The organism is Streptomyces luteosporeus, assembly GCF_039532865.1.
Lineage (GTDB): Bacteria > Actinomycetota > Actinomycetes > Streptomycetales > Streptomycetaceae > Streptomyces > Streptomyces luteosporeus.
In genome coordinates, this window is record NZ_BAAASL010000025.1 from 14833 (window position 1) to 41814 (window position 26982).

The 26982-nt window shown below is 74.2% G+C and carries 28 protein-coding genes and 2 pseudogenes; 15 read left to right on the top strand and 15 right to left on the bottom strand.

Going from position 1 to position 26982, the window contains the following annotated elements:
• Nucleotides 1-157: 157 nt before the first annotated feature.
• Nucleotides 158-1534, top strand: a complete 1377-nt coding sequence (locus tag ABD361_RS26410; protein ID WP_344438717.1) for a dihydrolipoyl dehydrogenase family protein — start codon at nt 158-160, stop codon at nt 1532-1534.
• Between the two features lie 221 nt (nt 1535-1755).
• Here ABD361_RS26410 and ABD361_RS26415 read toward each other — a convergent pair whose 3' ends face one another.
• Nucleotides 1756-2541 (bottom strand): alpha/beta fold hydrolase, encoded by a 786-nt coding sequence (locus ABD361_RS26415; protein ID WP_344438720.1) that lies wholly within the window; start codon nt 2539-2541, stop codon nt 1756-1758.
• Nucleotides 2542-2709: 168 nt separating this feature from the next.
• Between ABD361_RS26415 and ABD361_RS26420 the strand changes: the two genes are divergently transcribed.
• Nucleotides 2710-4128, top strand: a complete 1419-nt coding sequence (locus ABD361_RS26420) for a GNAT family N-acetyltransferase (protein ID WP_344438722.1) — start codon at nt 2710-2712, stop codon at nt 4126-4128.
• Between the two features lie 47 nt (nt 4129-4175).
• Nucleotides 4176-5861, top strand: coding sequence for a DUF885 domain-containing protein (locus ABD361_RS26425; RefSeq protein ID WP_344438724.1), 1686 nt, complete (start codon nt 4176-4178; stop codon nt 5859-5861).
• Nucleotides 5862-5867: 6 nt separating this feature from the next.
• On the opposite strand, the gene ABD361_RS26430 is transcribed toward ABD361_RS26425, so the two are convergent.
• Genes ABD361_RS26430 through bioB form a run of 4 tightly spaced genes read right to left on the bottom strand, consistent with a single transcriptional unit; the run spans nt 5868 to nt 10009 of the window.
• Complete coding sequence (locus ABD361_RS26430) at nt 5868-6650, bottom strand: polysaccharide pyruvyl transferase family protein (RefSeq protein WP_344438726.1); 783 nt, start codon at nt 6648-6650, stop codon at nt 5868-5870.
• A 43-nt stretch (nt 6651-6693) separates the two neighbouring features.
• Nucleotides 6694-7407, bottom strand: a complete 714-nt coding sequence (gene bioD / locus ABD361_RS26435; RefSeq protein WP_344438728.1) for a dethiobiotin synthase — start codon at nt 7405-7407, stop codon at nt 6694-6696.
• A gap of 9 nt (nt 7408-7416) precedes the next feature.
• On the bottom strand, nt 7417-8733 hold the full coding sequence (locus tag ABD361_RS26440) for an adenosylmethionine--8-amino-7-oxononanoate transaminase (RefSeq protein ID WP_344438729.1): 1317 nt from the start codon (nt 8731-8733) through the stop codon (nt 7417-7419).
• The gene (gene bioB, locus ABD361_RS26445) at nt 8726-10009 is read right to left on the bottom strand and encodes a biotin synthase BioB (protein WP_344438731.1); all 1284 of its coding nucleotides are present in this window, start codon (nt 10007-10009) and stop codon (nt 8726-8728) included. Before bioB ends, ABD361_RS26440 begins: the two co-directional genes overlap by 8 nt.
• Nucleotides 10010-10156: 147 nt before the next feature.
• On the opposite strand from bioB, the pseudogene ABD361_RS26450 reads away from it, so the two are divergent.
• Nucleotides 10157-11302 (top strand): annotated as a pseudogene (locus ABD361_RS26450) (8-amino-7-oxononanoate synthase); the annotation flags it as partial.
• Nucleotides 11303-11368: 66 nt separating this feature from the next.
• On the opposite strand, the pseudogene ABD361_RS26455 reads toward ABD361_RS26450, so the two are convergent.
• Nucleotides 11369-11551: pseudogene (locus ABD361_RS26455) on the bottom strand (DUF397 domain-containing protein); the annotation flags it as partial.
• Nucleotides 11552-11566: 15 nt separating this feature from the next.
• Nucleotides 11567-12448: a helix-turn-helix domain-containing protein gene (locus ABD361_RS26460; protein ID WP_344438733.1), complete on the bottom strand. Its 882-nt coding sequence runs from the start codon at nt 12446-12448 to the stop codon at nt 11567-11569.
• Nucleotides 12449-12623: 175 nt separating this feature from the next.
• On the opposite strand from ABD361_RS26460, the gene ABD361_RS26465 reads away from it, so the two are divergent.
• Entirely contained in the window at nt 12624-13052 is a 429-nt protein-coding gene (locus ABD361_RS26465) for an ATP-binding protein (RefSeq protein WP_344438735.1), read from the top strand.
• 22 nt (nt 13053-13074) lie between these two features.
• Here ABD361_RS26465 and ABD361_RS26470 read toward each other — a convergent pair whose 3' ends face one another.
• The 3 genes from ABD361_RS26470 to ABD361_RS26480 all read right to left on the bottom strand — a co-directional run bounded on the left by ABD361_RS26470 (nt 13075) and on the right by ABD361_RS26480 (nt 14994).
• Nucleotides 13075-13560: a C40 family peptidase gene (locus ABD361_RS26470; protein ID WP_344438737.1), complete on the bottom strand. Its 486-nt coding sequence runs from the start codon at nt 13558-13560 to the stop codon at nt 13075-13077.
• Nucleotides 13561-14056: 496 nt separating this feature from the next.
• Nucleotides 14057-14401 (bottom strand): hypothetical protein, encoded by a 345-nt coding sequence (locus ABD361_RS26475; RefSeq protein ID WP_344438739.1) that lies wholly within the window; start codon nt 14399-14401, stop codon nt 14057-14059.
• Between the two features lie 5 nt (nt 14402-14406).
• Nucleotides 14407-14994 (bottom strand): ATP-dependent Clp protease proteolytic subunit, encoded by a 588-nt coding sequence (locus tag ABD361_RS26480; protein ID WP_344438741.1) that lies wholly within the window; start codon nt 14992-14994, stop codon nt 14407-14409.
• Nucleotides 14995-15058: 64 nt separating this feature from the next.
• On the opposite strand from ABD361_RS26480, the gene ABD361_RS26485 reads away from it, so the two are divergent.
• The 8 genes from ABD361_RS26485 (at nt 15059) to ABD361_RS26520 (ending at nt 21863) form a co-directional block, all read left to right on the top strand.
• Nucleotides 15059-15361 (top strand): type II toxin-antitoxin system Phd/YefM family antitoxin, encoded by a 303-nt coding sequence (locus tag ABD361_RS26485; RefSeq protein WP_344438743.1) that lies wholly within the window; start codon nt 15059-15061, stop codon nt 15359-15361.
• Between the two features lie 128 nt (nt 15362-15489).
• Nucleotides 15490-15792, top strand: a complete 303-nt coding sequence (locus ABD361_RS26490) for an urease subunit gamma (protein WP_344438744.1) — start codon at nt 15490-15492, stop codon at nt 15790-15792.
• A 17-nt stretch (nt 15793-15809) separates the two neighbouring features.
• A complete protein-coding gene (locus ABD361_RS26495; protein ID WP_344438746.1) occupies nt 15810-16121 on the top strand; it encodes an urease subunit beta in 312 nt (103 codons plus the stop codon).
• Complete coding sequence (locus ABD361_RS26500; RefSeq protein WP_344438748.1) at nt 16114-17835, top strand: urease subunit alpha; 1722 nt, start codon at nt 16114-16116, stop codon at nt 17833-17835. The genes ABD361_RS26495 and ABD361_RS26500 overlap by 8 nt, the downstream gene beginning before the upstream one ends.
• Before the next feature lie 8 nt (nt 17836-17843).
• Complete coding sequence (locus ABD361_RS26505) at nt 17844-18545, top strand: urease accessory protein UreF (RefSeq protein ID WP_344438749.1); 702 nt, start codon at nt 17844-17846, stop codon at nt 18543-18545.
• 26 nt (nt 18546-18571) lie between these two features.
• On the top strand, nt 18572-19273 hold the full coding sequence (ureG, locus tag ABD361_RS26510; RefSeq protein WP_344438751.1) for an urease accessory protein UreG: 702 nt from the start codon (nt 18572-18574) through the stop codon (nt 19271-19273).
• Nucleotides 19270-20064: an urease accessory protein UreD gene (locus tag ABD361_RS26515; protein ID WP_344438753.1), complete on the top strand. Its 795-nt coding sequence runs from the start codon at nt 19270-19272 to the stop codon at nt 20062-20064. The genes ureG and ABD361_RS26515 overlap by 4 nt, the downstream gene beginning before the upstream one ends.
• 206 nt (nt 20065-20270) lie before the next feature.
• Nucleotides 20271-21863 (top strand): alpha/beta hydrolase, encoded by a 1593-nt coding sequence (locus ABD361_RS26520; RefSeq protein ID WP_344438756.1) that lies wholly within the window; start codon nt 20271-20273, stop codon nt 21861-21863.
• Nucleotides 21864-21906: 43 nt separating this feature from the next.
• Here ABD361_RS26520 and ABD361_RS26525 read toward each other — a convergent pair whose 3' ends face one another.
• The 3 genes from ABD361_RS26525 to ABD361_RS26535 all read right to left on the bottom strand — a co-directional run bounded on the left by ABD361_RS26525 (nt 21907) and on the right by ABD361_RS26535 (nt 24406).
• A complete protein-coding gene (locus tag ABD361_RS26525) occupies nt 21907-22602 on the bottom strand; it encodes a hypothetical protein (protein WP_344438758.1) in 696 nt (231 codons plus the stop codon).
• Nucleotides 22599-23156 carry an RNA polymerase sigma factor gene (locus ABD361_RS26530; protein ID WP_344438759.1) on the bottom strand — a complete coding sequence of 186 codons (558 nt, stop codon included), beginning with the start codon at nt 23154-23156 and terminating at the stop codon, nt 22599-22601. Before ABD361_RS26530 ends, ABD361_RS26525 begins: the two co-directional genes overlap by 4 nt.
• Nucleotides 23157-23413: 257 nt before the next feature.
• Entirely contained in the window at nt 23414-24406 is a 993-nt protein-coding gene (locus tag ABD361_RS26535; RefSeq protein ID WP_344438761.1) for a GlxA family transcriptional regulator, read from the bottom strand.
• Between the two features lie 53 nt (nt 24407-24459).
• Here ABD361_RS26535 and ABD361_RS26540 point away from each other — a divergent pair, with 53 nt between their 5' ends.
• Nucleotides 24460-24855, top strand: a complete 396-nt coding sequence (locus ABD361_RS26540; protein WP_344438762.1) for a cupin domain-containing protein — start codon at nt 24460-24462, stop codon at nt 24853-24855.
• Nucleotides 24856-24857: 2 nt separating this feature from the next.
• Here ABD361_RS26540 and ABD361_RS26545 read toward each other — a convergent pair whose 3' ends face one another.
• Nucleotides 24858-25202 carry a hypothetical protein gene (locus ABD361_RS26545; RefSeq protein WP_344438764.1) on the bottom strand — a complete coding sequence of 115 codons (345 nt, stop codon included), beginning with the start codon at nt 25200-25202 and terminating at the stop codon, nt 24858-24860.
• A 42-nt stretch (nt 25203-25244) separates the two neighbouring features.
• Here ABD361_RS26545 and ABD361_RS26550 point away from each other — a divergent pair, with 42 nt between their 5' ends.
• A complete protein-coding gene (locus ABD361_RS26550) occupies nt 25245-25931 on the top strand; it encodes an RraA family protein (protein ID WP_344438766.1) in 687 nt (228 codons plus the stop codon).
• Between the two features lie 25 nt (nt 25932-25956).
• Here the strand turns inward: ABD361_RS26550 and ABD361_RS26555 are convergent, their stop codons facing one another.
• Nucleotides 25957-26778 (bottom strand): TIGR02452 family protein, encoded by an 822-nt coding sequence (locus ABD361_RS26555; protein ID WP_344438769.1) that lies wholly within the window; start codon nt 26776-26778, stop codon nt 25957-25959.
• Nucleotides 26779-26982 lie beyond the last annotated feature (204 nt).

Below are 26982 nucleotides of genomic sequence, written 5' to 3' on the forward strand. Positions count from 1 at the left end.
CTTGTCTCCGGGGGCCGCCGTACGGCGGCCCGTACCGATCATGACCCTACGCCGCGGCCGCGGCGCGCCCGCAGCCCGGGGCGCGTCGCAGACCCGTACCCCGCGGCCGCGGTGGGATGGTGGGCATGCGGAACCGACGCGAGGAAGGGCGGGCGCTGTGGCCGAGCAGGTGGACGTCGTGGTCATCGGCATGGGCCCGGGCGGCGAGCACGTGGCCGGCCGGCTCGCCGACGCGGGGCTCGGCGTGGTCGGCGTGGAGGCCGAGCTGGTCGGCGGCGAGTGCCCGTACTGGGCCTGCGTCCCCAGCAAGATGATGATCCGCGCCGGGAACCTGCTGGCCGAGGCCCGGCGCGTGCCCGGCATGGCCGGCACGACCGACGTGCGCGCCGACTGGGCCCCGGTGGCCGCCCGCATCCGCGACGACGCCACCGACGACTGGAACGACCAGGTGGCCGCCGACCGCTTCACCGGCAAGGGCGGCCGGCTCGTGCGCGGCCACGGCCGGCTGGCGGGCCCGGGCCGGGTGGCCGTCGAGGGCGAGCAGGGCGGCGTCTTCGAGGCCCGCCACGGCATCGTGCTGGCCACCGGCAGCCACCCGCAGGTGCCGCCGGTGCCCGGGCTGGAGACGGTGCCCTACTGGACCAACCGGGAGGCCGTCGCCGCGAAGGAACCCCCGCGCTCGCTCCTCGTGCTCGGCGGCGGCGCCGTCGGCGTCGAACTGGCCCAGACCTTCGCCCGCTTCGGCACACAGGTCACCGTCGTCGAGGCGCTCGACCGCCTCCTGCCGGCCGAGGAACCCGAGGCCGGTGCCCTGCTGGAGCGGGTGCTGCGCGCCGAGGGCCTGACCATGCGCACCGGCGCCCGCGCCACCGGAGCCCGCCACGACGGGGACGCCTTCACCCTCGCGCTCGACGGCGGCGAGGAGCTGACGGCACAGCAGCTGCTGGTGGCGACGGGCCGCCGGGCAGCCCTCGCCGACCTCGGGCTGGAGACGATCGGCCTGGACCCGCGGGCGCGCAGCCTGCGCACGGACGGCCGGATGCGTGTCGCCCCGGGACTGTGGGCGGTCGGCGACGTCACCGGGCACGGCGCCTTCACCCACGTGGCGATGTACGAGGCGGAGATCGCGGTGCGCACCGTCCTCGGCGAGCCCGGCCCCGAGGCCGACTACCGGGCCCTGCCCCGGGTGACGTTCACCGACCCCGAGGTGGGGGCGGTGGGCCTGACCGAGCAGCAGGCGCGGCAGAAGATGCCCCGCGTGCGCACCGGCACCGCCAGCCTGCCCTCCTCGGCGCGCGGGTGGATCCACAAGGCGGGCAACGAGGGCTTCGTCAAACTCGTCGAGGACGCCGACCGGGGCGTGCTGGCCGGGGCGACCGTCGCGGGCCCGGTGGGCGGCGAGGTGATGTACGGGCTGGCGGTGGCCGTCCAGGCCCAGGTGCCGGTCGAGACGCTGCGGCACATGATCCATGCCTACCCGACGTTCCACCGTGCCGTCGAGGACGCGCTGCGTGCCTTGGAGCTGGCCTCCTGAAGCCTGGCAGTGCCCCGAAGGGGCGCGGGGAACTGCGCGATTAACCACCGACGGCCCGCAGTCGACGCACCGCCCCCGCGGTCCGGGCGCAGCATGGCACCATATCTGCGGGCGCGTCGTGGCTTGTCGCGCAGTTCCCCGCGCCCCTACGGGGCTGCGGGCCGTCGGTGGCCGATCGCGCCCGCGCGGCGGCAGCCGCAGATCGACACTGCCCCGCGCCCCTACGGGGCGCTGCGCGGCCCCGCGGCCAGCTCCAGCAGGAGGCCGGCGACCGCCCCCGGGTCGCGCAGCGACGGGAAGTGGTCGCAGTGCGGCCAGCGCACCAGGCGGCAGCCGGGGATGCGGGCCGCCATCGCCTCGTTGCAGCGCACCACCTCGTCCTGGTCCTGCTCGCCCAGGGCCAGCACGCACGGCACGTCCAGCTCGGGGAGCCGGTCGAAGGCGGGCGCGTCCTGGGTGACGTACGGGTGGGTGGCGAACCACGCCGGGACCGCCGCCCGCAGCTGGGCGGCGGCCTCGTCGTCGGTGCCGCTGCCAGCCGCGCCCCAGGTGCGCAGGCCCAGCTCGACCAGCCCATCCACGTCGCCGGCCTTCGCCAGCTCCCCGATGCGGGCCGTGACCGCGGGCGAGGACAGCTCGGGGTAGCCGGTGACGCCCGGGCACAGCAGCCCCAGGCCGGCGACCCGGCCGGGGGCCGCGAGCGCCACGGACACCGCGGTGGCGCCGCCCAGGCTGGAGCCGGCCAGCACGGCCCGCTCCAGCCCGAAGTGGTCGAGGACCACCGCCAGGTCGCGCGCGTTGGAGTACGACACCGTCGGTGCGGGGGAGCGCCCGAAGCCGCGCGCGTCGTAGCGGATCACCCGGTGGTGCGGTGCCAGCAGCGGCACCACGCCGTCCCAGATCCGCGAGTCGCCCACCCCCGGGTGCAGCAGGACGACCGGCATGCCCTCCCCGCCCGTGTCCTGCGCCCACACCATGCCGCCCGGCACCGGGACCGTGATGTCCATGTCCATGAGTCTGTCCGCCGTGCCGGACGGCGTAAACGACGAACGGCGTATGCGAAAGGAGGGCCGGCGGAATCCGCCCACCGGCCACAGAAGCGAACAGAAGCGTCCGTAACTCACCGGACACAGAGCGTTCGTGATCACGCAACACCCGTCCGTCAGGGTGGGCGCATGAGCGACGAGACCCCCGAGACCACGGCCCGGAGTCTTGACGACACGCGCCGGCACCATCCCCGGCATCACCACTGGCGCCGCGACCTGGCGGAACTGGCCGCCGTGTTCACCGCGGTCGCCACCGCCGACTGCGTGGCCGACACCGTCGTCCACGGTCCCGACGGCCCCGCCCTGCTGGTCGCCTCGGCCGGCGCCCTGCTGGCCACCGCCGCGTTCCACACCTGGTTCTCCCGGCGCCGCGCCCGCACCGCGGACCACCCGCCCCCCGCACCGTCCGCACCGGCCCCCACGCCCGGCCCGGACGCGACCGCGCTGTGGCGCATGCGCACGACCGTCCGCGACAGCCCCGGCAGCCTGGCCGCCCTCGGCCGGGCCCTGGCCGACCGCGGCGTCGACATCCTCTCCCTGCAGACCCACCCCCTCGGCGACGCCACCGTCGACGAGCTGCTCCTGCGCGCTCCCGCCGCGCTCGCGCCCGCCGACCTGACCCGGGCGGCCGCGACCGGCGGCGGCCGCTCGACCTGGCTGGAGCGCGCCGACGCCCACGACCTCGTCGACGCCCCCACTCGCGTCCTGCGCCTGGCCACCCGCACCGCCGTCGACCCCGCCGAACTCCCCCTCGCCCTGCGCCAGCTGCTCGGCCGCTGCACCATCCGCTCCACGCCGGCCCGCTCCCCGCGCAGCGGCGCCGCCACCGAACCCGTACCGCACGACGGCGTGTGGGAGGAGACGGTGATGCGGCTGCGCGACCCCGCCGGCGGCACCATCACCATCGAGCGGCCCCACCTGCCCTTCACCCCCACCGAGTTCGCCCGCGCCCGGGCCCTGGTCGAACTCGACGCCCGGCTGGGCCCGCGCGTCCCGCACCGCGGTGACGTGCTCACCCTGCCCGAGGGCAACGAGATCACCGTGCGCCGCGCCGGGCCCGGTGACCTGGTCGCCGCCCGGGAGATGCACGAGCGCTGCTCCCCGGCCACCCTGGCCCGCCGCTACCACGGCCCCGTCCGCGACGCCGACCGCTACCTCGGCCACCTGCTCGGCCCCCGCTTCGGCCGCACCCTGGCCGCCTGCACCCGCTCCGGCCGCCTCGTCGCCCTCGGCCACCTGCTGTGGGACGGCGAGGAGACCGAGGTCGCGCTGCTGGTCGAGGACGCCTGGCAGCGGCGCGGCATCGGCGGCGAACTGCTGCGCCGGCTCGTGGAGATGGCCGCCGACACCGGCTGCGACAGCGTCTACGCCGTCACCACCGCCGCCAACACCGGCATCGTCGCGACCATGCGCTCCCTCGGCCTGCCGCTGGACTACCAGGTCGAGGAGGGCACCCTCGTCATCACCGCCCGCCTCGCCCCCGCCCCGGCGCCCGCGACCCCCGGCGCACGGTACGAGGAGCGTGCGCCGAGCACCCGGCAGCCGTGAGCGAAATGCCGGTGACGCGGGCGCCGGTGGCGTACGAGGATGAGGCCATGCCGAACACCAGCAGCGCGCTCCTGCCCCGCCAGGTCGCCGACGCCTACGTCACCGCCCTGACCGAACTCGACCCCATCACCGGCACCTACCTCGGCATTCCCGAGTCCGCCCCGCACCTGCCGGACTTCTCGCCCGGGGGCTGCGACGCCCTCGCCGCCCTGGCCCGCACCACCCTGGAGCGGCTGACCGAGGCCGAAGGACGCTCCGGGGCCGACGACGAACGGGAGCGGCGCTGCGCCCGGCTGCTGCGCGAACGGCTGACCGCCCAGCTCGCCCTGCACGACACCGGCGAGCACCTGCGCACGGTCAGCAACATCCACTCGCCGCTGCACTCCGTGCGCGACGTCTTCAGCCTCATGCCCACCGCCACCGACGAGGACTGGTCGGCGATCGCCGCCCGGCTGCGCGCCGTCCCGGCGGCCCTGGAGGGCTACCGCGCCACGCTCGCCGAGGGCCTGGAGCGCGGCCTGTTCGCCGGGCCCCGGCAGGTCTCCACCGTGCTGGGACAGCTGCGGGAGTGGATCGGCACGGGCGCCGGCTGGTTCGGCGACTTCACCGCCGACGGCCCCGCCGCACTGCGCACCGAGCTCGACGAGGCGGCACGCGTCGCCACCGGCGGCCTGGCCGCACTGCGCGACTGGCTGGAGGGGACGTACGCGCCCGCCGTCGCCGGCGCGCCGGAGGTGGTGGGGCGCGAGCGGTACGCCCGCTTCTCGCGCTACTGGAACGGCACCGACCTCGACCTCGACGAGGCGTACGCCTACGGCTGGTCGGAGTACCACCGCATCCTCGGCGAGATGCGGCTGGAGGCGGAGAAGATCCTGCCCGGCGCGAAGACGCCCTGGGAGGCGCTGGCCCACCTCGACGAGCACGGCACCCACATCGAGGGCGTCGACGAGGTGCGCGTCTGGCTGCAGGAGCTGATGGACGAGGCGATCGAGGCGCTGGACGGCACCCACTTCGAACTGGCCGAGCGCGTCAAGCGCGTGGAGTCGCACATCGCGCCGCCCGGCGGCGCGGCCGCCCCGTACTACACCGAGCCCTCGGAGGACTTCTCCCGCCCGGGCCGCACCTGGCTGCCCACCCTGGGCCAGACCCGCTTCCCCGTCTACGACCTGGTCTCCACCTGGTACCACGAGGGCGTGCCCGGCCACCACCTGCAGCTCGCGCAGTGGATGCACGTGGCCGACAGCCTTTCGCGCTACCAGGCCACCGTCGGCCTGGTGAGCGCCAACGTCGAGGGGTGGGCCCTGTACGCCGAGCGCCTGATGGACGAACTGGGCTTCCTCACCGACCCCGAGCGCCGCCTGGGCTACCTGGACGCGCAGATGATGCGGGCCACCCGGGTGATCATCGACATCGGCATGCACCTGGAGCTGGAGATCCCCGCCCACTCCCCGTTCCACCCCGGCGAGCGCTGGACGCCCGAGCTGGCGCAGGAGTTCTTCGGCCTGCACAGCGGGCGCCCGGCGGACTTCGTCGAGAGCGAGCTGGTGCGCTACCTCGGCTGGCCGGGCCAGGCCATCGGCTACAAGCTCGGCGAGCGGGCGTGGCTCGCGGGCCGCGAGGCGGCCCGCAAGGCCCACGGCGAGGCGTTCGACGCGAAGGCCTGGCACATGGCCGCGCTGTCCATGGGCTCCCTGGGCCTGGACGACCTGGAAGCGGAGCTGTCGGTGCTGTAGCGCCGGTCAGATGTGGTCGCGGGGGAACGCCCGGACGAGCGAGCGCTGGATGCGGGCCGTCTCGCGCGGCCGGTACGCCGCGGCCACCTGCTCCAGCTGCGCCCGCTGCAGCATGTCCGCGCGGAAGGGCCGGGGAGCCGGCGGCGGCATGTCGTACACCGAGTAGTAGTCGCGGAACTTCCACTCGCCGCCGTGCGGCGGCGTCGTGAAGGTCACCCACTGGTTGGGCACCCCGAAGCTGTCCGCGATCACCAGGCCGTGCAGCGCGGAGGACAGGACGACCTCGCAGGAGGCGATCTGCTTCATCACCTCGACCGGGTGCCGCCGCACGTCGATCACCTTGAGCCGCGGGAAGCGCTCCCTGGCCCTGAGCACTTCGGCGTCCGCGCGGTTCCACAGGTGCGGGACGAGCCCGACCGGGGCGTCCTTGCGCGGGGCGTCCACCAGATGGCAGGCCAGCAGCCCGGGGTCGCCCAGCGTGACCCCGTCCAGGGCACTGTGCCGCTGGGTCAGCCTCCCCCGGATGGCCCAGTGCCGCACGCAGGCGTGCCCGATCGCCGGTTCCTCGTCGAAGGGGTAGCCCGTGCCCCAGACGTGGATGTCGCGGGGCCGGGCGGCGATCGACCGGGCCAGCCGGTGCAGGCACGACCCGATGCCGACCAACGTGGCCCGCTCCATCTCCACCCGCCGCACCCGCACACCGAAGAGGCGCTCGACGATCAGCGGGTTGAGCCTGTCCCCGAGGTTCGGCTGGTCGTTCCACCAGTACATCTCGATGGTCTTGCCCATGGCGCCAACCCCTTAGGACAGCTCGCTTCGGGCCGGAGCACCACTATGCGGCCGGCAGGAGCGCCTCGCACGTCCAGTTGCCGTGCAGCCGGGGAGCCAGCCAGGTGGGCGCCAGGCGCCGGAAGGCCGCGCCGTCCAGACCGCCGGAGTGCTCCGGCACCGAGCCGAGCAGGGGCGCGCCCGCGACCTCGGGCAGGTCCGCCAGGTTGCAGCGCATGGCGAGGTCCGGCTCGGCCGGCCAGCTGCCGATGACCAGGCCCGCGCACGCCAGGCCGCGCGAGCGCAGCGCCTCCGTGGACAGCTGGGAGGTGTTGAGCGTGCCCAGCCCGGCCTGGACGACGAGGAGCACCGGGGCCCCGAGCAGCCCGGCCGCGTCGGCCAGGGTCGCACCCTCGTCGTCCAGACGGACGAGCAGCCCGCCCGCACCCTCGACCAGGACGAGGTCGTGCTCCTCGGCGAGCCGGGAGGCCACCTCGGCGATCTCCGCCGGGCGCACCGGCTCCCGCCCGGCCCGGCGGGCGGCCGTGTTGGGGGCCAGCGGGTCGGGGAAGCGGGCGATCTCCACGCCGGTGACCTCCTCGCCCGCCAGGCGCCGCACCGCGGCGACGTCCCCCGGCTCGTGGGGGCCCACCCCGGTCTGGGCCGGCTTGAGGACGGCCACCGACTTCCCGGCGGCCAGCGCGGCCGCCGCGACGGCGGCCGTGACGACCGTCTTGCCGATCTCCGTGCCCGTGCCCGACACGACCAGCACCGACATCTTGCGCTCCTATCCCTCCCGCGCGGCGGCGCACACCGCCGCGCAGATCCTCGCCAGGTCCTCGTCGCCGGTGACGTACGGCGGCATCGTGTAGATCAGGTTCCGGAAGGGGCGCAGCCACACGCCCTCCCGCACCGCTGCGGCCGTGGCGGCCGCCATGTCCACCTCGTGGTCGAGCTCGACCACGCCGATCGCGCCCAGGACCCGTACGTCCCGCACGCCCGGCAGGTCCGCGGCGCCGGCCAGGCCGTTGCGCAGCCCGGTGCCGATGTCCTTGACCCGGGTGCGCCAGTCCTGGCCGAGCAGCAGGTCGATCGAGGCGTTCGCGATCGCGCAGGCGAGCGGGTTGCCCATGAACGTCGGGCCGTGGGCGAGCACCGGCACCTCGCCGGAGCTGATCCCGTCGGCCACGCGCGGGGTGCACAGCGTCGCCGCCAGCGTCACGTACCCACCGGTCAGCGCCTTGCCCAGGCACATCACATCGGGGGTCACGCCCGCGTGACCGGCCGCGAAGAGCTCGCCGGTGCGGCCGAAGCCCGTCGCGATCTCGTCGAACACCAGCAGCACGTCGTGCTCGTCGCACGCCTCGCGCAACACCCGCAGCAGGGACGGGTCGTGGAAGCGCATGCCGCCCGCGCCCTGCACGACCGGCTCGACGATCACCGCCGCCAGCTCGTGCGCGTGCTGCGCGAGCGTCTCGCGCAGGTGCGCCGCGTACGCGGGCAGGGCGGCGGTGTCGCGGTCGTGCGGGGGAGCGTCGGCGAACACCTGCCGGGGCAGTGCCCCCGACCACAGGTGGTGCATGCCGCCGTCGGGGTCGCACACGGCCATCGGCTGCCAGGTGTCCCCGTGGTAGCCGCCGCGCCAGGTCATCAGGCGCCGCTTCTCCGGCCGGCCGACCGAATGCCAGTACTGCAGGCACATCTTGACGGCCACCTCGACCGACACCGAACCGGAGTCGGCGAGGAAGACGTGGTCGAGGCCCTCCGGGGTGATCTCCACCAGCCGGGCGGCCAGCCGCACGGCGGGCTCGTGCGTGAGCCCGCCGAACATCACATGGCTCATCCGCCCCAGCTGGTCCCGGGCGGCCTCGTTGAGCACCGGGTGGTTGTAGCCGTGGACGGCCGACCACCACGAGGACATGCCGTCCACGACCTCGCGGCCGCCGTGCGCCGCCCCGGCCAGCCGCAGCCGCACCCCGGACGCCGACTCGACGACCAGCGGCTGCTGCCGGCCCGGCATGGGCCCGTACGGGTGCCACACGTGCCGCCGGTCCAGCTCCAGCAGCCGGGCCGCATCGAGCGGCCCCTCCAGCGGCTCAGGCATTGGGCGGCAGGTCCGTGCCCGCGCCCCGGCGCCGCACGGCCACCAGGTCGCTGCGCACCTCGCCCGGCACGGCCTGTCCCGCCGCGCCGGACACACCGGCCGGGACGGCACCGGCCTGCTGCGCACCGGCCGTAGCCGGAGCGCAGCCCCCCGCGGAGCCGCAGCCGCTCGCGTCGGCGCCCTCCGGCGCGGCCGGCGTGCCGCCGTCGCCGCACGGCCCGCAACCGCCGCCGCTCGCGTGCCCCCCGCAACCGCCGGCGGCGACCGCATCCGCGCGGTGCGCGGGCAGCGTCGTGGTGTCCGTGCCCTCGACCTCGAAGCCGGCGTCCTCGATCATCGCGAGGTCGGCCCTGCCCTCCTGGCCCTCACTGGTCAGGTAGTCGCCGAGGAAGATGGAGTTGGCCAGGTGCAGCGCCAGCGGCTGCAGCGAGCGCAGGTGCACCTCGCGCCCGCCCGCCAGGCGGACCTCCACGTCGGGGCAGACGAAGCGCACCATGGCCAGGATGCGCAGCGCGCGCTGGGGGGTGAGGTTCCACTCCTTGGCCAGCGGCGTGCCCTCGAACGGGATGAGGAAGTTGACCGGCACCGAGTCCGGGTCCAGCTCGCGCAGCGAGAAGACCACGTCCACCAGGTCCGCGTCGCTCTCGCCCATGCCCGCGATCAGGCCCGAGCAGGCCGACATGCCCGCCGCCTGGGCCTTGTGCACGGTGTCCACGCGGTCGGCGTAGGTGTGGGTGGTGGTGATGTCGCCGTACGTGGCCTCGGAGGTGTTGAGGTTGTGGTTGTAGGCATCGGCACCCGCCGCGCGCAGCCGCTCGGCCTGGCCGTCCGAGAGCAGGCCGAGGCAGGCGCACACCTCGACGCCCTCGTTGTTCTCCTTGATCGCCTCGATCGTCTTCGAGACCCGGTCGACGTCCCGGTCGGTCGGACCGCGACCGCTGGCGACGAGGCAGACCCGCTTGGCGCCGCCGGCGATGCCCGCCGCCGCGGCCCTGGAGGCGTCCTCCGGCTTGAGCCAGGTGTACTTGAGGATCTCGGCCTTCGACCCCAGCCGCTGCGAGCAGTAGGAGCAGTCCTCCGGGCACAGCCCGGACTTGAGGTTGACGAGATAGTTCAACTTCACTCGCCGCCCGAACCACCTGCGGCGTACCTTTCCGGCCGCCGCGACCACGTCGAGCAACTCGTCGTCGGAGGTCGCCAGCACGGCCAGCGCCTCCTCGCGGGTCGGCAGCTCGCGCCGCAGCCCCTTGTCCACCAGCGTGTTCAGCAGGTCCATGGCGCAGATCCTCGCCTACACCCGCGGCCGGGGCCAAGGGAGGGACCGCACAAGGAGAGCCGAGGCAGGTGTGTGTATCGCCACATCCTGTCCGGGGCCACCGACGGCTAGGTTTTATGCAAACCCACCAAACGCGAGGGACGGCGCATGCAGCGGGACCCGTTCGACTGGATCGACGCCCACCACGAGCGGCTCGCCGCCGCGGGGCTGGTGCGCACCCTGCGCCCGCGCCCGGCCGAGTCCTCCCTCGCCGACCTGGCGGGCAACGACTACCTGGGCCTGACCCGCCACCCCGAGGTCACCGCCGCCGCGGCGCAGGCGGCCCGGCACTGGGGCGCCGGCGCCACCGGTTCCCGCCTGGTCACCGGCAGCACCGAGCTGCACGCCCGCCTGGAGGAGGAACTCGCCGCCTTCTGCGGCTTCGAGGCGGCCCTCGTGCTCTCCTCCGGCTACGCCGCCAACCTCGCCGCCGTCACCGCCCTCGCCGGACCCGCCGCGGACGAGACCCTGCTGGTGTGCGACGAGGCCAACCACGCCTCCCTCATCGACGGCGCGCGCCTGGCCCGTGCCCGCAAGGCCGTCGTCCCGCACGCCGACCCCGAGGCCGTGCGCAAGGCGCTCGCGGCCCACGGCGGGCGGGCGATCGCCGTGACCGACTCCGTCTTCTCCGTCGACGGCGATGCCGCCCCGCTGCCCGCCCTCGCCGCCGCCTGCCGGGAGCACGGCGCGGCCCTGCTGGTCGACGACGCGCACGGCCTGGGCGTGCTCGGCGACGGCGGCCGCGGGGCCGTGGCGGCCGCCGGCCTGGCGGGCGCGCCCGGAATCGTGGCGACCGTGACGCTGTCGAAGTCGCTCGGCAGCCAGGGCGGGGCGGTGCTCGGCCCGGCGCGCGTCATCGCCCACCTGGTCAGCACCGCCCGCACCTTCATCTTCGACACCGGCCTGGCCCCGGCCGCGGCCGGGGCGGCCCTGGCGAGCCTTGCGGTGCTGCGCCGGGAGCCCGAGCGCGCCCGCCGGGTGCGGGAGGTGGCCGCGGAGCTGCACCGGCGCCTCACGGCGGCGGGGCTCCAAGCCGTACGGCCCGACGCCGCCGTCGTCTCGGTGCGGGCGCCCTCGCCGGAGGCCGCCGTCCGATGGGCGGCCGACTGCCGGGCCGCGGGGCTCGCGGTCGGCTGCTTCCGGCCGCCGTCGGTGCCCGACGGCGTCTCACGGCTGCGGCTGACCGCCCGCGCGGACTTGTCCGACCGCCAGGTGGCGGCGGCGGCCGCCACGATCGCCCGGACGGCGCCGCGCGCCTCGCGGGGCGCCGCCCGCGGGCGCGGTGCGCCGGGCGGGCGGCCGGCAGGCCGGCGCCCGCAGGGAGACGACGAAGGCCGACCAGGCGGCGCGGGAGAACAGCAGCACGGGCCCCGAGGCCCGTTTGGAGTCGCGGACCGCGAGCAGCCCGGGCCCCAGCAGCGCCGTCTCGACGCAGTTGTTCATGCCGGTGCTGTGGCTGCTGTGGACGTACCGGGGCTGCGCGTACCGAGGCCTGAGGGACATGGACATGGCGCCTCCTTACGTGCCGTCGGCGACTGCGGTGATGTAGGCGAGGGACTCCTCGTGCGGCAGGGCCTTTTCCCGCAGCGAGGCGAAGGCCGCGGCGTACGCCCGGAGGTCCTCTCGCCGCTCCAAGTGGAGGCTACTCGTCAAATGGTCGAGGACAACCACGTCCAGATCGGCGATGCGCGCAAACGAGAAGATGACGAAAGGCCCCGTGATGCCGATATGACTTCCCCGGCTGAACGGCAGCACGTGCAGCCGCACGTGCGGCAGAGCGCCCTGGCGGACGAGGTGGCGCAGCTGCCCGTCCATCACCGCGCGGCCGCCCACCTCGTGCCGCAGCGCCGCCTCGTCCAGGACCGCGCACAGCTGCAGCGGGCGCTCGCCCGCGAGGACCGACTGGCGGGCCATCCGCACCCTGACCAGCTCCTCGACCAGGTCCTCCGGCGGGTCGCCGAGCGCCGCGCGGGTCACGGCCCGGGCGTACGCCGGCGTCTGCAGCAGGCCGGGCACCACCGTGGTCTCCAGCGTACGGGCGCAGGAGGCCTCCGACTCCAGGCGGATGAAGTCGAGGTACGCCGCGGGCAGCAGCTCCCGGTAGGCGTACCACCAGCCGCGCCGGCCCGGGGAGCGCTTCCGGCTCCCGTCCGGCGCGGGCGCCCCGCACAGCGCACCGAGCATTTCCCTGAGCTCCGGGTCCGAGACGCTGTAGACGTCCAGCAGCCGGGCGACGTCCGAGGGCTTCGCGCCACTGCTGCCCGTCTCGATCCTGCTCACTTTCGACTGGTGCCAGCCCAGCGCGCAGGCGGCCTCCCGGCTGGTCATGCCGATCAGCTCGCGCTGACGGCGCAGTTCCGCGCCGAGTTTGCGGCGGCGCACCGCAGGTTCGTACCGCATCAGCTCTCCTCAGAGGTGATGAGAGTCAATAAACCAATGCGGCGGCCAAATGCGGTCGCGGTTCGCAGAGTTCACCGCTTCGAGCGACAGATATATCCATAATCCGGTGGAACCCGCCCATCGGGGCCGTTATCAGTGGCACGCTGCACGGACGCGTCGGGAAAGGTGCAGCGCCATGGCAGACCACCAGGAAGCAACCGTCACCCTGCCGAGCGTCCCGGCCTCGGTCGCGGTGGCCCGCCGCCGGATCGCGCACCTGCTCGCCGAGTGGGGTCTGCCCGAGGACACCGGGGCCGCCGACGTCATCCGCCTGATCGTCTCCGAGCTGGCCACCAACGCCGTGCTGCACACCCGGGGGTACTCGCCCTCCTTCACCGTGGAGCTGCGCCTCGACCGCGACGAGTGCCTGCGCATCGGGGTCGGCGACAGCTATCCGCGCCACCCCCGGCGGCTGCCCGCGGCCGTCCAGCAGGACAACGGCCGGGGCCTGGTCATCGTGCGCTGCCTCGCCGCCGAACAGGGCGGCGGCTTCCACATCGCCCCCACGGCGGACGGGGGCAAGACGGTGTGGGTCCGGCTGCCGTGGCCCGGTCCGACGAGCTGACGGCAGCCGGACGCGCGGTGCGTCAGCCGTTCACGCGGCCGTAGGAGACGCTCCTGGTCCAGATGCGCTCCATGCGGACGACCGAACCGGTCTTGGGGGCGTGCCAGATGAGGTTGTCACCGGCGTAGATGCCCACGTGGTAGACCCCGCCCCGGCCGTGGAAGAAGACCAGGTCGCCCCGCTCACGGGTGGCGGCGGGGATGTGGCGGGTGCGGTTGTACTGCTCCTGCGCGGTGCGCGGCAGCTGTTTGCCGGCGCGCTTGAAGGAATACTGCGTCAGCCCCGAGCAGTCGAAGCGGTACGGGCCGGTGGCTCCCCACTGGTAGGGGGAGCCGGCCTTCGAGGCCGCGATCAACAGGGCTTGGACGGAGACGGTTGCCGCTTCGGCCTTTCCGGCCGCGCCCGGTGCCAGTACCGAGGCGCTCACGGCCGCGAGGGTCAGTGCCGAGACGGGAACCGCCGCGGCCCGGGCCCGGGACAGCTTCGAGGGACGCCTGTGCACGCCCATGCTCTCACCCTTCGTCAGCCGCCTGTGAAGGATGACCTGTCGGGTTCGGGCAGGCGAAGAATGCCCGGCCGCGCTTGGCGGCTTCACCCCAAGGGGCGGTCCGGTGGCGCTCGGCTCCGGCCGTCCCGTCGTGCTCGGGTCCTCCATCCCTGCCGAGTGCACCCATGTCGACCCGCGCCCGGGCGGCGGCAGGGTTCGGCGTCCGCCCGGACCGCCCCGCCGTGGTGGCGGGGTCTTGTCGTCGGGAGGGATCTTGGCGCAGCCGGGCCCGGGAAACCGAGGGGATCCCCTGTTATGTGAGCCTCGTCACCTTCGGGCAATTCGGGTGGACGCAGCGGGATTTGGCACTCACCGATCAGCCCTGGTGAGGTCGCCACCTGCGCCGGAGCGATCTCCCCGGGCGGCGGCCCGGCGCGCTGCCCGAGGAGATCACCGCGCTCCGTCTACGCTCGCCTCCGGCGTCTGGAGGAGATCGGGGGAAGAATGTTTCCGCTCCTCAGTTCGCCGCCTCCGGAGGCAACATCACCCGGCGGGCCCGTCGTTCACCGTCCAGGACCCGCATCGCCCGCGTCAAAGTCCTCCCGTACACCTCGCGTTCACCGCGTTCGTGCATCGCGGCGAGCGCGTCGCGCAGGGCGGTGGCCGCGACCACGAGCCGCTGCGCGGCTCGTAGCCCGCTGTACGTGTCGTGCGCCCGCGCCGGGTTGATCCTGCCGAGCTGATCCAGTACTTCCAGATAGCGGTCGACCAACTCGCCCTCCGCACGCGTCAGGGCGGGCAACGGGGGCAGCGGGGGCGGCCACCGGTGCGCCGCGTCCCGGGGCGTGTCCTCGTGCGGCATGTCGCTCACCTCGTCCCCGCCCAGCCCCGCTGCGAGCGGCGGTCGGTGACCACGGCGTCGGCCAGCCCGTAGGCGACGGCGGCCTCGGCGTCCAGCACGGTGTCGCGCTCGACGTCCCGGCGGATCCGCGCCGCGTCCTGCCCGGTGTCCCCGGCCAGCGCCGTCACCATCTCCTCTCCCTCACGCAGCAGTTCCGCCGCCCACAGGGCTAGGTCCGTGGTCTGCCCGCGCACCGGCTCGGGCAGGGCGGGCCGGCGCAGCACGACCCGCGCGTGCGGCAGCACCAGCCGCTTGCCGCGGGTGCCGGCCGCCAGCAGCACGGCGGCGGGACCGGCGGCCTGGCCCAGGCAGACGGTCTCGATGTCGCACTCGACGTAGCGCATGGTGTCGCGGATGGCGCTCATGGCCCGAAGGGAGCCGCCGGGCGAGTTGAGGTAGAGCCCGATGTCCCGGCCGGGCGCCGCGTGCTCCAGGTGCATCAACTGCGCGATCACGTCCTGGGCCGCCGCGTCGTCGATGGGTGTGCCGAGGACGATCAGGCGTTCCGCGAACAGCTTCTCGTACGGGTTCAGGTCCCGGATGGCGGTGTCCATGACGGCGCTCCCTCTCGACATCTGTAAAAAATGTACAGGATGTACGTCCAGTTAGAATGGGAGCATGGCCTACGAGATTCCCGTGACGCAAGCCCGAGCCGAGCTGGCGGACCTGATCAACCGCGTGGTCTACGGCGGCGAGCGGGTCGTCGTCACCCGCCACGGCAAGCCGCTGGTGGCCCTCGTCTCCGCCGCCGACCTGCAGCGGCTGGAGCAGCCCGAGGCCGCGGCGCAGGCGGAGGGCGAGCAGGTGATCAGCACGGTGGCGGCGCTGCGCCCGGCGTCCTCCTTCACCGCGGGCGAACGCAGGCGCTTCGGCATCGCCGCCGAGCACCGCGATGCGGGGAGCACGGATCCGGGCCGCTGAGCAGGCTCGTCATGCGCACGCAAAGAACGGGTCAGACCTGTTAACGCGTTGGAAAAGCTTGCGCCTTAATCTGCGTGCACCGGCCACGGGCGCAGAAGCCCTGGTCAACCCTGTGCTGAGGTGGGCGCATGCAACTATCCCCGCACGAGACGGACAAGCTCCTCGTCCACGTCGCCGCCGACGTCGCCGAGCGGCGCAGGGCCCGGGGCCTGCGGCTGAACCACCCCGAAGCGGTCGCCCTGATCACCGCCCACGTCCTCGAAGGCGCCCGGGACGGCCGCACGGTCACCGAACTGATGGCCTCCGGGCGCGCCGTCCTCACCCGCGCCGACGTCATGGACGGCGTGCCGGAGATGATCCACGACGTGCAGGTCGAGGCCACCTTCCCCGACGGCACCAAGCTCGTGACCATCCACGAGCCCATCGCGTGACGGGGAGGCGGAACCACGTGATACCCGGAGAGATCCTGCACGCCGCCGGCACCGTACGGCTCAACGAGGGCCTGCACCGCACCGTCGTCACCGTGCTCAACGCCGCCGACCGGCCCGTCCAGGTTGGCTCCCACTACCACTTCGCCGAGGCCAACCCGGGCCTGCGCTTCGACCGCGCGGCCGCCCACGGCCGGCGCCTGGACATCCCCGCGGGCACCGCCGTGCGCTTCGAACCCGGCATCCCCGTCGAGGTGCAGCTCGTCCCCATCGCCGGCAAGCGCATCGTCGAAGGACTGCGCGGCGCATGCGGGGGACCGCTGGATGCCTGAGCTCACCCGGGCCGCGTACGCCGGCCTGTACGGCCCCACCACCGGCGACCGCATCCGGCTCGCCGACACCGACCTGCTCGTGGAGATCGAGGAGGACCGCTGCGGCGGCCCCGGCCACGCCGGCGACGAGGCGGTCTTCGGCGGCGGCAAGGTCATCCGCGAGTCCATGGGCCAGTCCCGCACCACCCGCGCCGACGGCGCCCCCGACACCGTCGTCACCGGCGCGGTCGTCCTCGACCACTGGGGCGTGGTCAAGGCGGACGTCGGCATCCGCGACGGCCGCATCACCGGCATCGGCAAGGCCGGCAACCCCGACACCATGGACGGCGTCCACCCCGACCTCGTCATCGGACCGGAGACCGAGATCATCGCCGGCAACGGCAGCATCCTGACGGCCGGCGCCGTCGACGCCCACGTCCACTTCATCTGCCCCCGGCTCGCCGACGAGGCCCTCGCCTCGGGCATCACCACCCTCGTCGGCGGCGGCACCGGCCCCGCCGAGGGCAGCAAGGCCACCACCGTCACCCCCGGCGCCTGGCACCTCGCCCGGATGTTCGAGGCCATGGAGGCCCACCCCGTCAACATCGGCCTGCTCGGCAAGGGCAACACCGTCTCGTACGACGCGATGCGCGCCCAGCTGCGCGCCGGCGCCGTCGGCTTCAAGATCCACGAGGACTGGGGCGCCACCCCGGCCGTCATCGACGCCTGCCTGAGGATCTGCGAGGAGAGCGGCGCCCAGCTCGCCATCCACACCGACACCCTCAACGAGGCGGGCTTCGTCGGCGACACCCTCGCCGCCATCGCCGGCCGCTCGATCCACGCCTACCACACCGAGGGTGCGGGCGGCGGGCACGCCCCCGACATCATCACCGTCGTCTCGCAGGCCAACGTCCTGCCGAGCTCCACCAACCCCACCCGGCCGCACACCGTCAACACCGTCGACGAACACCTCGACATGCTGATGGTCTGCCACCACCTCAACCCGGCCGTCCCCGAGGACCTCGCCTTCGCCGAATCCCGCATCAGACCCGGCACCATCGCGGCCGAGGACATCCTCCACGACATGGGGGCCATCTCCATCATCTCCTCCGACTCCCAGGCCATGGGCCGCATCGGCGAGGTCGTCCTGCGCACCTGGCAGACCGCACACGTGATGAAGAAACGGCGCGGGGCACTCCCCGGAGACGGACCGGCCGACAACCGGCGCGCCCGGCGCTACGTCGCCAAGTACACCATCAACCCGGCCGTCGCCCAGGGCCTGGACCACGAACTCGGTTCCGTCGAGAGCGGAAAGCTCGCCGACCTCGTGCTGTGGGACCCGGCGTTCTTCGGCGTCCGGCCCCGCCTCGTCCTCAAGGGCGGACAGATCGCGTACGCGCAGATGGGCGACGCCAATGCCTCCATCCCCACGCCGCAACCCGTCCTTTCCCGCCCCATGTACGGCGCCCTCGGCCGTGCCCCGGCGGCCAACTCCCTGAACTTCGTCACCCAGTGGGCGCTCGACGACGGCCTCCCCGAACGCCTCGGCCTCGGCAAGCGCTTCGTGCCCATCCGCAGCACGCGCGGCGTGACGAAGGCCGACATGCGCAACAACGACGCGCTGCCGCGGGTGGAGGTGGACCCGGACACCTTCACGGTGACGATCGACGGCGAACCCGTCGAGCCGGCTCCGGCGTCGGAACTGCCCATGGCTCAGCGCTACTTCCTCTTCTGATGGCAACGGTGGACGCCCCGAGGACCGTCGGGGGCACCGGGCGCGCAGCCCTCCTCGTGCTCGCCGACGGCCGCTTCCCCGCCGGCGGCCACGCCCACTCCGGCGGCGCCGAGGCCGCCGTCAAGGCCGGCCGCATCGCCTGTGCCCCCACGCTGGAGGAGTTCTGCCGCGGCCGCCTGCACACCACCGGCCTGACCGCCGCCGCCCTCGCCGCCGCGGCGGCGGCCGGCGCCGACCCTCTCGCCCTGGACGAGGCCGCCGACGCCCGCACCCCCTCGGCCGCCCTGCGCGCCGCCGCCCGGCGGCTCGGCCGGCAGCTGGTGAGCGCGGCCCGCGCGGCCTGGCCCTCGCCCGAGCTGGAGGCCCTGGCCGCGGCCCGCCCGCGCTGCGCCCACCAGCCCGTCGTGCTCGGCCTCGCCGCCCGCGCCGCCGGGCTGGGCCCGCCGGACGCCGCCCACGCCGCCGCGTACGAGTGCGTGAGCGGCCCCGCCACCGCGGTCGTACGGCTCCTCGGCCTGGACCCGTTCGCCGCCACCGCCGTCCTGGCCCGCCTCGCGCCGGAGCTCGACGAGGTCGCGGCCGCGGCCACGGAGGCCGCCGCGCGCGTCCGCGCCGAGGGCCCCGGAGCCCTGCCCGCCGCGTCGGCACCGCTGCTGGAGATCACCGCCGAGGAGCACGCCGCCTGGCCCGTGCGCCTCTTCGCGACCTGACCCGAACCCCCCGGAGAGACGAGACCATGCACCTCGACCACCCCGAAGCCTTCCCCCACCGCCACACCTACGGCGCCACCCCCGCCCTGCGCCCCGACGGCACCCGGCGCGCCCTGCGCATCGGGCTGGGCGGCCCCGTCGGGTCCGGCAAGACCGCCACGGTCGCCGCGCTCTGCCGGGCCCTGCGCGAGGAGCTGTCCCTCGCCGTGGTCACCAACGACATCTACACGCGGGAGGACGCCGAGTTCCTGCTGCGCAACGCCGTCCTGCCGCCGGAGCGGATCACGGCGGTGGAGACCGGCGCGTGCCCGCACACCGCGATCCGCGACGACATCTCCGCCAACCTCGAAGCGGTCGAGGAGCTGGAGGAGGCCGTCGGCCCGCTCGACCTCGTCCTGGTCGAGTCCGGCGGCGACAACCTCACCGCGACGTTCTCCAAGGGGCTGGTCGACGCCCAGATGTTCGTCATCGACGTCGCCGGGGGCGACGACATCCCCCGCAAGGGCGGCCCCGGGGTGACCACCGCCGACCTGCTGGTGGTCAACAAGACCGACCTCGCCCCGTACGTCGGCGCCGACCTGGAGCGCATGGCGCGCGACGCGGTGGCCCAGCGCGGCGGCCTGCCCGTCGTGTTCACCTCCCTCACCGCGCCGGACGGCGTGGACCCGGTGCGCCGGTGGGTGCGCGAGCGCCTCGCGGCCTGGACGGGCGCGCCGGCCGCCGCATGACGACGACCGCGCCGGCCGGCGCCGCCTCCGCCCTGCGCGCGATCGCCCGCATCGCCGCCGTGCCCGACGGCCGCGGCGGGGTGGCCCTGCCCGTGCTGCGGGGCGAGGGCCCCCTCGCCCTGCGCCGGCTGCGGCCGGACGACGGGCCCCGCGCGCGGGTCTGCCTGGTCGGTGCCATGAGCGCACCGCTGGGCGGGGACGCGCTCGCCCTGAGCGCCGACGTCGCCGACGGCGCCGGGCTGACCTTCACCACCGCGGCCGCGACGGTCGCCCTGCCGGGCCGCTCGGGCGCGCCCGCCACGTACGACACCCGGCTGAGCGTGGGGGAGGGCGCGGTGCTGCACTGGCTGCCCGAACCGCTGATCTCCGCCCGCGGCAGCGACCTGCGGCAGACCACCCGCGTCGAACTCGCCGCCGGTGCCCGCCTGGTGCTGCGCGAGGAGCAGGTGCTCGGGCGGGCCGGCGAGCCCACGGGCCGGCTGGCCACCCGGCTGACCGTGCACCGCGCCGGGCGCCCGCTGTACGACCAGGAACTGCGCTACGGGCCGGGGGTGCCCGGCTGGGACGGGCCGGCGGTGCTCGCCGGCAACCGGGCGGCCGGCCAACTCCTCGTCGTCGACCCGGCCTTCGCGGACCACCCGGTGCAGCCGCAGGTACTGGGCCCGGGGGCCGTGCTCGTCCCGCTCGCGGGACCGGCCGCCCTGGTCAGCGCGGTGGCGCCGGACGCCCTGGGCGTGCGCAGGGCGCTCGAAGCGGCGGCAACCGCTCTCAATGCCGTATTCCGGCCGTAAAACGGGCAGTCGGGGGATAGCGGACCGGCGACCGCGGGTAACAGCCGCCCGTACGGCGGTTCATGCGTCCTCTCGTTTACGGATTAGTAAAGAACACCCTTCCGGTCTGTCCTTTGTGGCAGGGGAGGCGAAAGGATTCCCCCCTGCACATCGTGTGATCATCGCCGCCCCGGGCGGGCGGCGCACTCTGCAGGGGGATTCCTACTTTGAGACCGAACGCGATAGCCGGTGCGGCCGGCACCGTGGTGGCGGGCGCACTCGTCGCCGGCTTCCTGACCGCGACGCCGGCCGGTGCCGCGCAGTCCGTGCCGGGCGGCGCCGCCGAGGCCCGCGGCGCGAAGATCGCCGCCGACCGTGCCGCCAAGAGCGGCATCACCTGGCAGGACTGCCCGGCCGACTGGGGCCTGGACAAGCCCATCCAGTGCGGCTTCGTCACCGTGCCCGTCGACTACGCGCGCCCCAACGGCCGCACGATCAAGATCGCCGTTGACCGGGTGAAGTCCACCGGCACCGCGAGCGAGCGCCAGGGCTCCCTCGTCTACAACCCGGGCGGCCCCGGCGGTTCCGGCCTTCGCTTCCCGAAGAAGGTCACGACCAAGAACCCGCTGTACACCAACATCGCCAAGGCCTACGACTTCGTCGGTTTCGACCCCCGCGGCGTCGGCCACTCCGCCCCGATCTCCTGCGTCGACCCCCAGGCGTTCGTCAAGGCGCCCAAGGCCGACCCGGTGCCGGGCAGCGAGGCCGACAAGCGCGCCCAGCGCAAGCTGGCCAAGGAGTACGCGGACGGCTGCGCCGAGCGCAGCGGCGACATGCTGCCGTACATGACCACGGCCAACACCGCGCGCGACGTCGACGTGGTCCGTGCCGCCCTCGGCGACAAGAAGCTCAACTACCTGGGCGTCTCCTACGGCACCTACCTCGGCGCGGTCTACGGCACGCTCTTCCCGGACCACGTCCGCCGCATGATCGTCGACAGCGTCGTCAACCCGGCGCGCGACAACATCTGGTACCAGGCCAACCTCGAGCAGGACATCGCCTTCGAGGGCCGCTTCAAGGACTGGGAGAACTGGGTCGCCCAGCACGACTCCGTCTTCCACCTCGGCACCACGCAGGCCAAGGTCCAGCAGGAGTGGGAGAAGCTCCGCGCCGCCGCCAAGAAGGAGCCCATCGGCGGTCTCGTCGGCCCGGCCGAGCTGATCAACTACTTCCAGGGCGCGGCGTACTACGACTCCTCGTGGGTCCCGGTCGCGCAGACCTGGGCGAAGTACCGTGCGGGCGACGTGAAGGCGCTCGTCGAGGCGGCCGGCCCGAACCTCGACGACAAGGCCGGCAACATCGCCTCCGAGAACAGCAACGCCGTCTACACCGCCGTCGAGTGCGCCGACGCCAAGTGGCCCACCAGCTGGCGCAAGTGGGACCGCGACAACACCCGCATCCACCAGCAGGCCCCCTTCATGACCTGGGCCAACGCCTGGATGAACCTGCCGTGCGCCACGTGGAAGGGCCCGCAGTACAGCCCGGTCGAGGTGACGACCCACAAGGGCCTGCCGCAGACCCTGATCGTCCAGTCCGACCGTGACGCCGCCACCCCGTACGCGGGCGCGGTCGAGCTGCACAAGCGCTTCCGCGGCTCGCAGATGATCACGGAGAAGGGCGCCGGCTCGCACGGTGTCACGGGCCTGAAGAACCCCTGCATCAACGACCGCGTCGACGCCTACCTGCTCACCGGCAAGCTCACCGGCGGCAGCGACGTCACCTGCACCCCCCACGCCACCCCGGAGCCCCCGAAGGCGTAATGCCGCGGAGCTGCACCTGGTGTGACCACGCCGCCCCGGCCCCTCACGGGCCGGGGCGGTGCGTCTTTCCGGGGGCCGCCGTCGCCAGTACGTCCGCGAAGCGCTGCCCGGGCCGGCCCACGACACCGCAGTTCTTCATCGTCTCCGCAGCGAGACGATGAACCTCGTCCTCGATCTCCCTGGAGACCCCGTCGCCGGGCGGAAGGCGCCGGTGCCGGTGGCGGGAGGCCGCGGCCAGCAGTTCGTAGTGGGCCACCGCGTCGGAGCCGCTGCCGGCCCGGGACGGCAGCGCCGCGAACCGCTCGTACCAGTGGGAGCTCGCCCCGTAGGCGACGTCGAGCTGCAGGTGGTGCAGGTGCAGGCAGTAGGCCGCACCCCGGTGGTCCGCCCCGGCCGCCAGCCGCCACCAGAACTGGGCGCTCTTGCCGTAGCCCAGCCGGTGCAGCAGGCACCCGAAGACGAACGGCCCCTCCGGGTCCGGGTCCGGGTCGTCCCCGGCGAAGCGGCGCAGCTGCTCCTGCGCGTCCGTGAGCGACCACTGGCAGATCCAGTCCAGGGCGATCTGCGCCTTGCGCGCCTCGCGGGCCTGCCAGTCCCGCAACTGCCGGCGGTGCCCCCGCGCACCCGCCCCGGCCGCCAGCCGGTGCACTGCCGCGGCCGCATCGAAGCCGGCACCCGACGCCGTGGGAACCGCCGCCTGCGCCAGCAGCTCCTCGATGCCCGCACCCCGCCCGGTCACTTCCTGACCTCCTTGATACGCGTCACTTCCGGAATGCCGAGCTGCCGGCGCAAGTACTCCTTGCCCTTGCGGCCGTGGTAGTCGACGGTCCGTTCGTCCAGTCCGAGGAGCCAGGCGGTCCGCGTGACGGGGTAGCCGATGACGTACTGCAGCACGATGACGTCGAACTGGCGGTTCGGCAGCTCGGCTATCGCCGCGTACAGGCCGATGCTCTCCTCCAGCACCGCCAGCTGGTCCCCGGCGGCGTCCATGGCCCGGGCGAAGGCCCCCTTGGCCACGAACGCCGGCCGCCCGCTGCCGCTGCGCAGCCGGCGCATCGTGGCCAGCCGCAGGACGGACCAGGCGCCCTCCTCGACGTTGCTGCTGCTGAGCAGGTCCGCCCACTCGTCGCGGATCAGGCAGAACGCCTCGTGCACGGCCTCCTCGGCATCCTCCCGGTTCCCGAGGATCTCCGTGGCGTAGGAGTGGTACATCTCCTCGACGCCCAGGTAGAAGGCCTGGAAGTCCAGTGGCAGGCGGCCGTCCTCGAGCCGGCTCCGGCGGTCGCCGGTCATCGCACCGGCCCCGGGCCGGTGCGGGGCGCCGTCGGTACGGCGCAGGGCATGCTGTCCATTGAAGTCCTCTGGTGGATCGATGTGACGGTGGCCTGGAACGCGCCCTTCCCCCACCATCCAAGCGATCCGCGGCCCGGAAATACTCACGACGACACTGTCCGGAAGATCTCCGTCAAAAGGGAAGCCGACCCTGTCGGATCCGACTCCTCATCGGCCACTCCAGGCCCACGGAACGACCGGAACCGGTCTTCCGGCCGTCAGTCCGCCCCCGGTCCGAACCGGCGCCTGTACGCCGAGGGATTGAGACCCGTCTCGCGCCGCATGAGCGCGCGCAGGTTCGCGGCGGTGCCCAGTCCGGTGCGGCGGGCGACCACGTCGAAGCGCGACTCCCCCCGCTCGATGAGCCGGCAGGCCAGGGCCACGCGTTCCCCCGTGAGCCACGCCAGGGGCGTCGTGCCCAGCTGCGCCCGGAAACGGCGGTGCAGGGTCGCCGGACTGACCGCGGCCCGTGCCGCGAGCCCGGAGACGGTCAGGGCCGAGTCCAGCCGTTCCCGGGCCCAGGCCAGCACGGGCGCCAGGGACTCGTCCGGCACGTCGGGCACGGGCCGCTCGACGAACTGCCGCTGCCCGCCGTCGCGGTGGGCGGCGAAGACCAGCCGCCGGCCGACGGCCGCCGCGATCTCCGCGCCGTGGTCGCGGCGGACGATGTGCAGCCCGAGGTCGAGCGCGGCGGCGCTCCCGGCGGCGGTGAGGATGTCGCCGTCGTCCACGAACAGCACGTCCGGTTCGAGCCGCACGGAAGGAAAGCGGGCCCGGAAGGAATCCGCCCACTGCCAGTGCGCGGTGGCCCGGCGCCCGTCGAGCACGCCCGCCTCCGCCAGGGTGAACGCGCCGCTGCAGAAACCGACCAGGCGCGCACCCCGCGCGTGGGCCCGCCGGACGGCATCGAGCACGGCCGGGCGGCGGGGCACCTCGACGTCGGGCCGGTTGGGCACGATCAAGGTGTCCGCCGAGTCGGCCGCCGCCAGGTCCGCGACGCCCGTGAGCGTGAAGAATCCGTCCCGCATCAGCGTGCGGGGCGCGGGCGAGCAGAGCGTGAACGCGTAGAGGTCACGGCCGAGCTCGGGTCTGCGCAGGCCGAAGACCTCGGTCGCGCAACCGAGCTCGAAGGGGTTCGAGTTCTCGTCCACGATCACGACGACGCGGTGCGGGCCCGCGGTACGGACTGCATGCGAGGATTCTTGCGCCATGTGCAATTCCTAGCACTCACGCCGGCCGGGAACAGGGCGGAAGGATGAGCCCCATGAACAGCGAACCCATCGCCCTCGGCAAGGCCCTGGCCTCCTTCGACGCCCTGTGGAGCCCGCGCATCGTCACGCGCGTCAACGACTACGACGTACGCGTCGCCAAGGTCGACGGCGAACACCTCTGGCACGCCCACGACGACACCGACGAGTTCTTCCTCGTACTCGACGGCGAACTGCACATCTCTCTCCGCGAGCCCGCAGGGGAGCGCACGGTGGTGCTCGCCCAGGGCGAGGTCTTCACCGTTCCCCGGGGTACGGAGCACAAGCCGTACACTCCGTCCGGCGCCGCCATCCTCATGTTCGAGCCCACCGGAACGGCGACGGTCGGCGACCGGCACGATCGGATCCCTGCCCATGTCGACGTGACGACAGGGCACGCACTCACCCTTTGAGCCTACGGGCGGGTGGCCGGCCGGCGGTGCGTCGTCAGGGCGGCGCAAGCCACTGCCGCCACCACGCCCGCCGTCAGGAAGCCGCGGCTGGAGCGCCAGGAGAGCACCGACCACCGCGACTGGGCGGACAGGACGGAGCCGGTGCTCAGCCAGGAGCCGGCCGAGGCGAAGGACAGGGCGGAGCCGATCGAACCCAGGGAGAGGGCACTGCCCACTGAGCCGACGGACAGCACCGAGCCGACCGAGCCGATCGACAGCACCGAGCCCACGGAACCGATCGACAGGAGGGAATCCCGCGACCACAGGGACAACGAGGAATGCGACGAGTCTGCGCTGTGCTTGGACATACGGTGATCGTAAACTCCCGTTGCCACCAAGGAGGCAGGCAATTGGACCGCACCGACCTGACCACCGCTCACATCGCCGACGGCTGCGTGCGCACCGGCGTGCCCGTGCGGTGCGCACCTGCGGGCATGCGGCCCGTCGTGGAGGGGACGCGGCTCGCCGGGCGCGTGCTGCCCGCGCGGCACGCGGGCAGCGTGGACGTCTTCCTGGAAGCCGTCGCACAGGCCGCACCCGGGGACGTGCTGGTCGTCGACAACGACGGCCGGACGGACGAGGCGTGCATCGGCGACCTCGCGGTGCTGGAGGCCGCGGACGCCGGGCTGGCCGGCGTCGTGGTGTGGGGGCTGCACCGGGACACCGCCGACATCCGTGCCATCGGCCTGCCGGTGTTCAGCCTGGGCGCGCTGCCCGCCGGGCCGCTGCGCCTGGATGCCCGGCCGCCGCAGGCCCTGCGGACGGCGGTCGTGGGGCAGTGGACCGTGGGCCCGGCGGACCTGGTGTTCGGTGACGACGACGGCGTGGTGTTCGTGCCGGCCGCGCGGGCCGAGGAGGTGCTCGCCGCCGCGGAGGCGATCCGCGACGCCGAGCGGCGGCAGGCCACGAGGATCAGGGAGGGCGTCCCGCTGCGCCGCCAGGTGGGCTTCGACGCGTATCTCACCGCCCGCGCGGCCGACCCCCACCTCACCTTCCGCGAGCACCTGCGCGCGGTCGGCGGGGCCATCGAGGAGTAGGAGCAGCCCGCCGGCGCCCCGCCGCTCACCCGGCGAAGACGCCGGTGAAGGCCGCCCTGTTCGCGGAGTGCGGCTGCCGGTCCAGGACCGCGAAGACGACGTGCTCGAAGCGGCCCGCGAAACGCCCCGCGCCCTTCAGGTGGCCGGCGAAGGCCGCCGCCACCTGCGCCGGGTCGTTGCGGAAGACGCCGCAGCCCCACGCGCCGAGCACCAGGCGCTCGTACCCGTGCGCCGCCGCGACCTGCAGCACCCGCGCCGCGCGCTCGGCGAGCGCCGCCGGGATCAGGTCCGCCTGCTCGGGCGTACGCCGGGCGATCACGCCCGCGTTGGGCGCGGGCGAGGTCAGGAAGCCGGCCGTGTACGGCTCTTCGAGCAGCTCGCCGCGGTCGTCGCGGAAGACGGGGACGCCGGGGGAGTGGATGACCCGGTGGCTGTAGAAGGGGCTGGGATCCGCGCGGTGGGCGGCGTAGTACTCGGGGGCCTGCAGCAGGCACGCGTACAGCGCCGACCCGCGGCAGACGGCCTCCTCCTGCGCCTGCGCGCCGTTGAGGTAGCCGCCGCCGGGGTTGCGGGCGGAGGCGAAGTTGAGGACGGCCACCGGCGGGCCGTCGGCCGCCAGCCGGCGGGCGGCGTCCAGGCTGCCCTCCGCGGTCACTTCGAAGACCGTCGGACGTACCGGGCCCGCCTGCGGCACCGGCACCGGCTCCGGCCCGTACAATCGCGTTCCCTCGCGGGCCCGCCGGACGTCCTCGGCGATGTCCGCCCAGCGGCCGCCGGGCGTGGTGTAGCCGCCCTCGGCGACGATCCGTTCCGTGTTGCGCGCGACCTCGCGCAGCCGGGCACTCATGCGTTTCCCGGTCCTCCCCGTTGAATGATCAATGACAAGCGAGGACAGTACGGGCCCGGACGGCCCGGGGCGACCTGTTTTCCCGGTGGCCGGGCTGCCGGCGCTCGGGCTTCCGGCGCGGACATCGCCCGACCGGGTGGCCGGCATCCCCCACACGAGTGCGGGTGCGGTGCGGCCCCTTGGCGGGCCCGGCCCGGGCGCGGT

Bases quoted from the DNA above. Each gene is read 5' to 3' on its own strand.
- ABD361_RS26415 (WP_344438720.1), bottom strand. From the start codon at position 2,541: ATGGACATCACGGTCCCGGTGCCGGGCGGCATGGTGTGGGCGCAGGAC.
- ABD361_RS26420 (WP_344438722.1), top strand. From the start codon at position 2,710: ATGAGCGACGAGACCCCCGAGACCACGGCCCGGAGTCTTGACGACACG.
- ABD361_RS26425 (WP_344438724.1), top strand. From the start codon at position 4,176: ATGCCGAACACCAGCAGCGCGCTCCTGCCCCGCCAGGTCGCCGACGCC.
- ABD361_RS26430 (WP_344438726.1), bottom strand. From the start codon at position 6,650: ATGGGCAAGACCATCGAGATGTACTGGTGGAACGACCAGCCGAACCTC.
- bioD (WP_344438728.1), bottom strand. From the start codon at position 7,407: ATGTCGGTGCTGGTCGTGTCGGGCACGGGCACGGAGATCGGCAAGACG.
- ABD361_RS26440 (WP_344438729.1), bottom strand. From the start codon at position 8,733: ATGCCTGAGCCGCTGGAGGGGCCGCTCGATGCGGCCCGGCTGCTGGAG.
- bioB (WP_344438731.1), bottom strand. From the start codon at position 10,009: ATGGACCTGCTGAACACGCTGGTGGACAAGGGGCTGCGGCGCGAGCTG.
- ABD361_RS26460 (WP_344438733.1), bottom strand. From the start codon at position 12,448: ATGCGGTACGAACCTGCGGTGCGCCGCCGCAAACTCGGCGCGGAACTG.
- ABD361_RS26465 (WP_344438735.1), top strand. From the start codon at position 12,624: ATGGCAGACCACCAGGAAGCAACCGTCACCCTGCCGAGCGTCCCGGCC.
- ABD361_RS26470 (WP_344438737.1), bottom strand. From the start codon at position 13,560: ATGGGCGTGCACAGGCGTCCCTCGAAGCTGTCCCGGGCCCGGGCCGCG.
- ABD361_RS26475 (WP_344438739.1), bottom strand. From the start codon at position 14,401: ATGCCGCACGAGGACACGCCCCGGGACGCGGCGCACCGGTGGCCGCCC.
- ABD361_RS26480 (WP_344438741.1), bottom strand. From the start codon at position 14,994: ATGGACACCGCCATCCGGGACCTGAACCCGTACGAGAAGCTGTTCGCG.
- ABD361_RS26485 (WP_344438743.1), top strand. From the start codon at position 15,059: ATGGCCTACGAGATTCCCGTGACGCAAGCCCGAGCCGAGCTGGCGGAC.
- ABD361_RS26490 (WP_344438744.1), top strand. From the start codon at position 15,490: ATGCAACTATCCCCGCACGAGACGGACAAGCTCCTCGTCCACGTCGCC.
- ABD361_RS26500 (WP_344438748.1), top strand. From the start codon at position 16,114: ATGCCTGAGCTCACCCGGGCCGCGTACGCCGGCCTGTACGGCCCCACC.
- ureG (WP_344438751.1), top strand. From the start codon at position 18,572: ATGCACCTCGACCACCCCGAAGCCTTCCCCCACCGCCACACCTACGGC.
- ABD361_RS26515 (WP_344438753.1), top strand. From the start codon at position 19,270: ATGACGACGACCGCGCCGGCCGGCGCCGCCTCCGCCCTGCGCGCGATC.
- ABD361_RS26530 (WP_344438759.1), bottom strand. From the start codon at position 23,156: ATGACCGGCGACCGCCGGAGCCGGCTCGAGGACGGCCGCCTGCCACTG.
- ABD361_RS26535 (WP_344438761.1), bottom strand. From the start codon at position 24,406: ATGGCGCAAGAATCCTCGCATGCAGTCCGTACCGCGGGCCCGCACCGC.
- ABD361_RS26540 (WP_344438762.1), top strand. From the start codon at position 24,460: ATGAACAGCGAACCCATCGCCCTCGGCAAGGCCCTGGCCTCCTTCGAC.
- ABD361_RS26545 (WP_344438764.1), bottom strand. From the start codon at position 25,202: ATGTCCAAGCACAGCGCAGACTCGTCGCATTCCTCGTTGTCCCTGTGG.
- ABD361_RS26555 (WP_344438769.1), bottom strand. From the start codon at position 26,778: ATGAGTGCCCGGCTGCGCGAGGTCGCGCGCAACACGGAACGGATCGTC.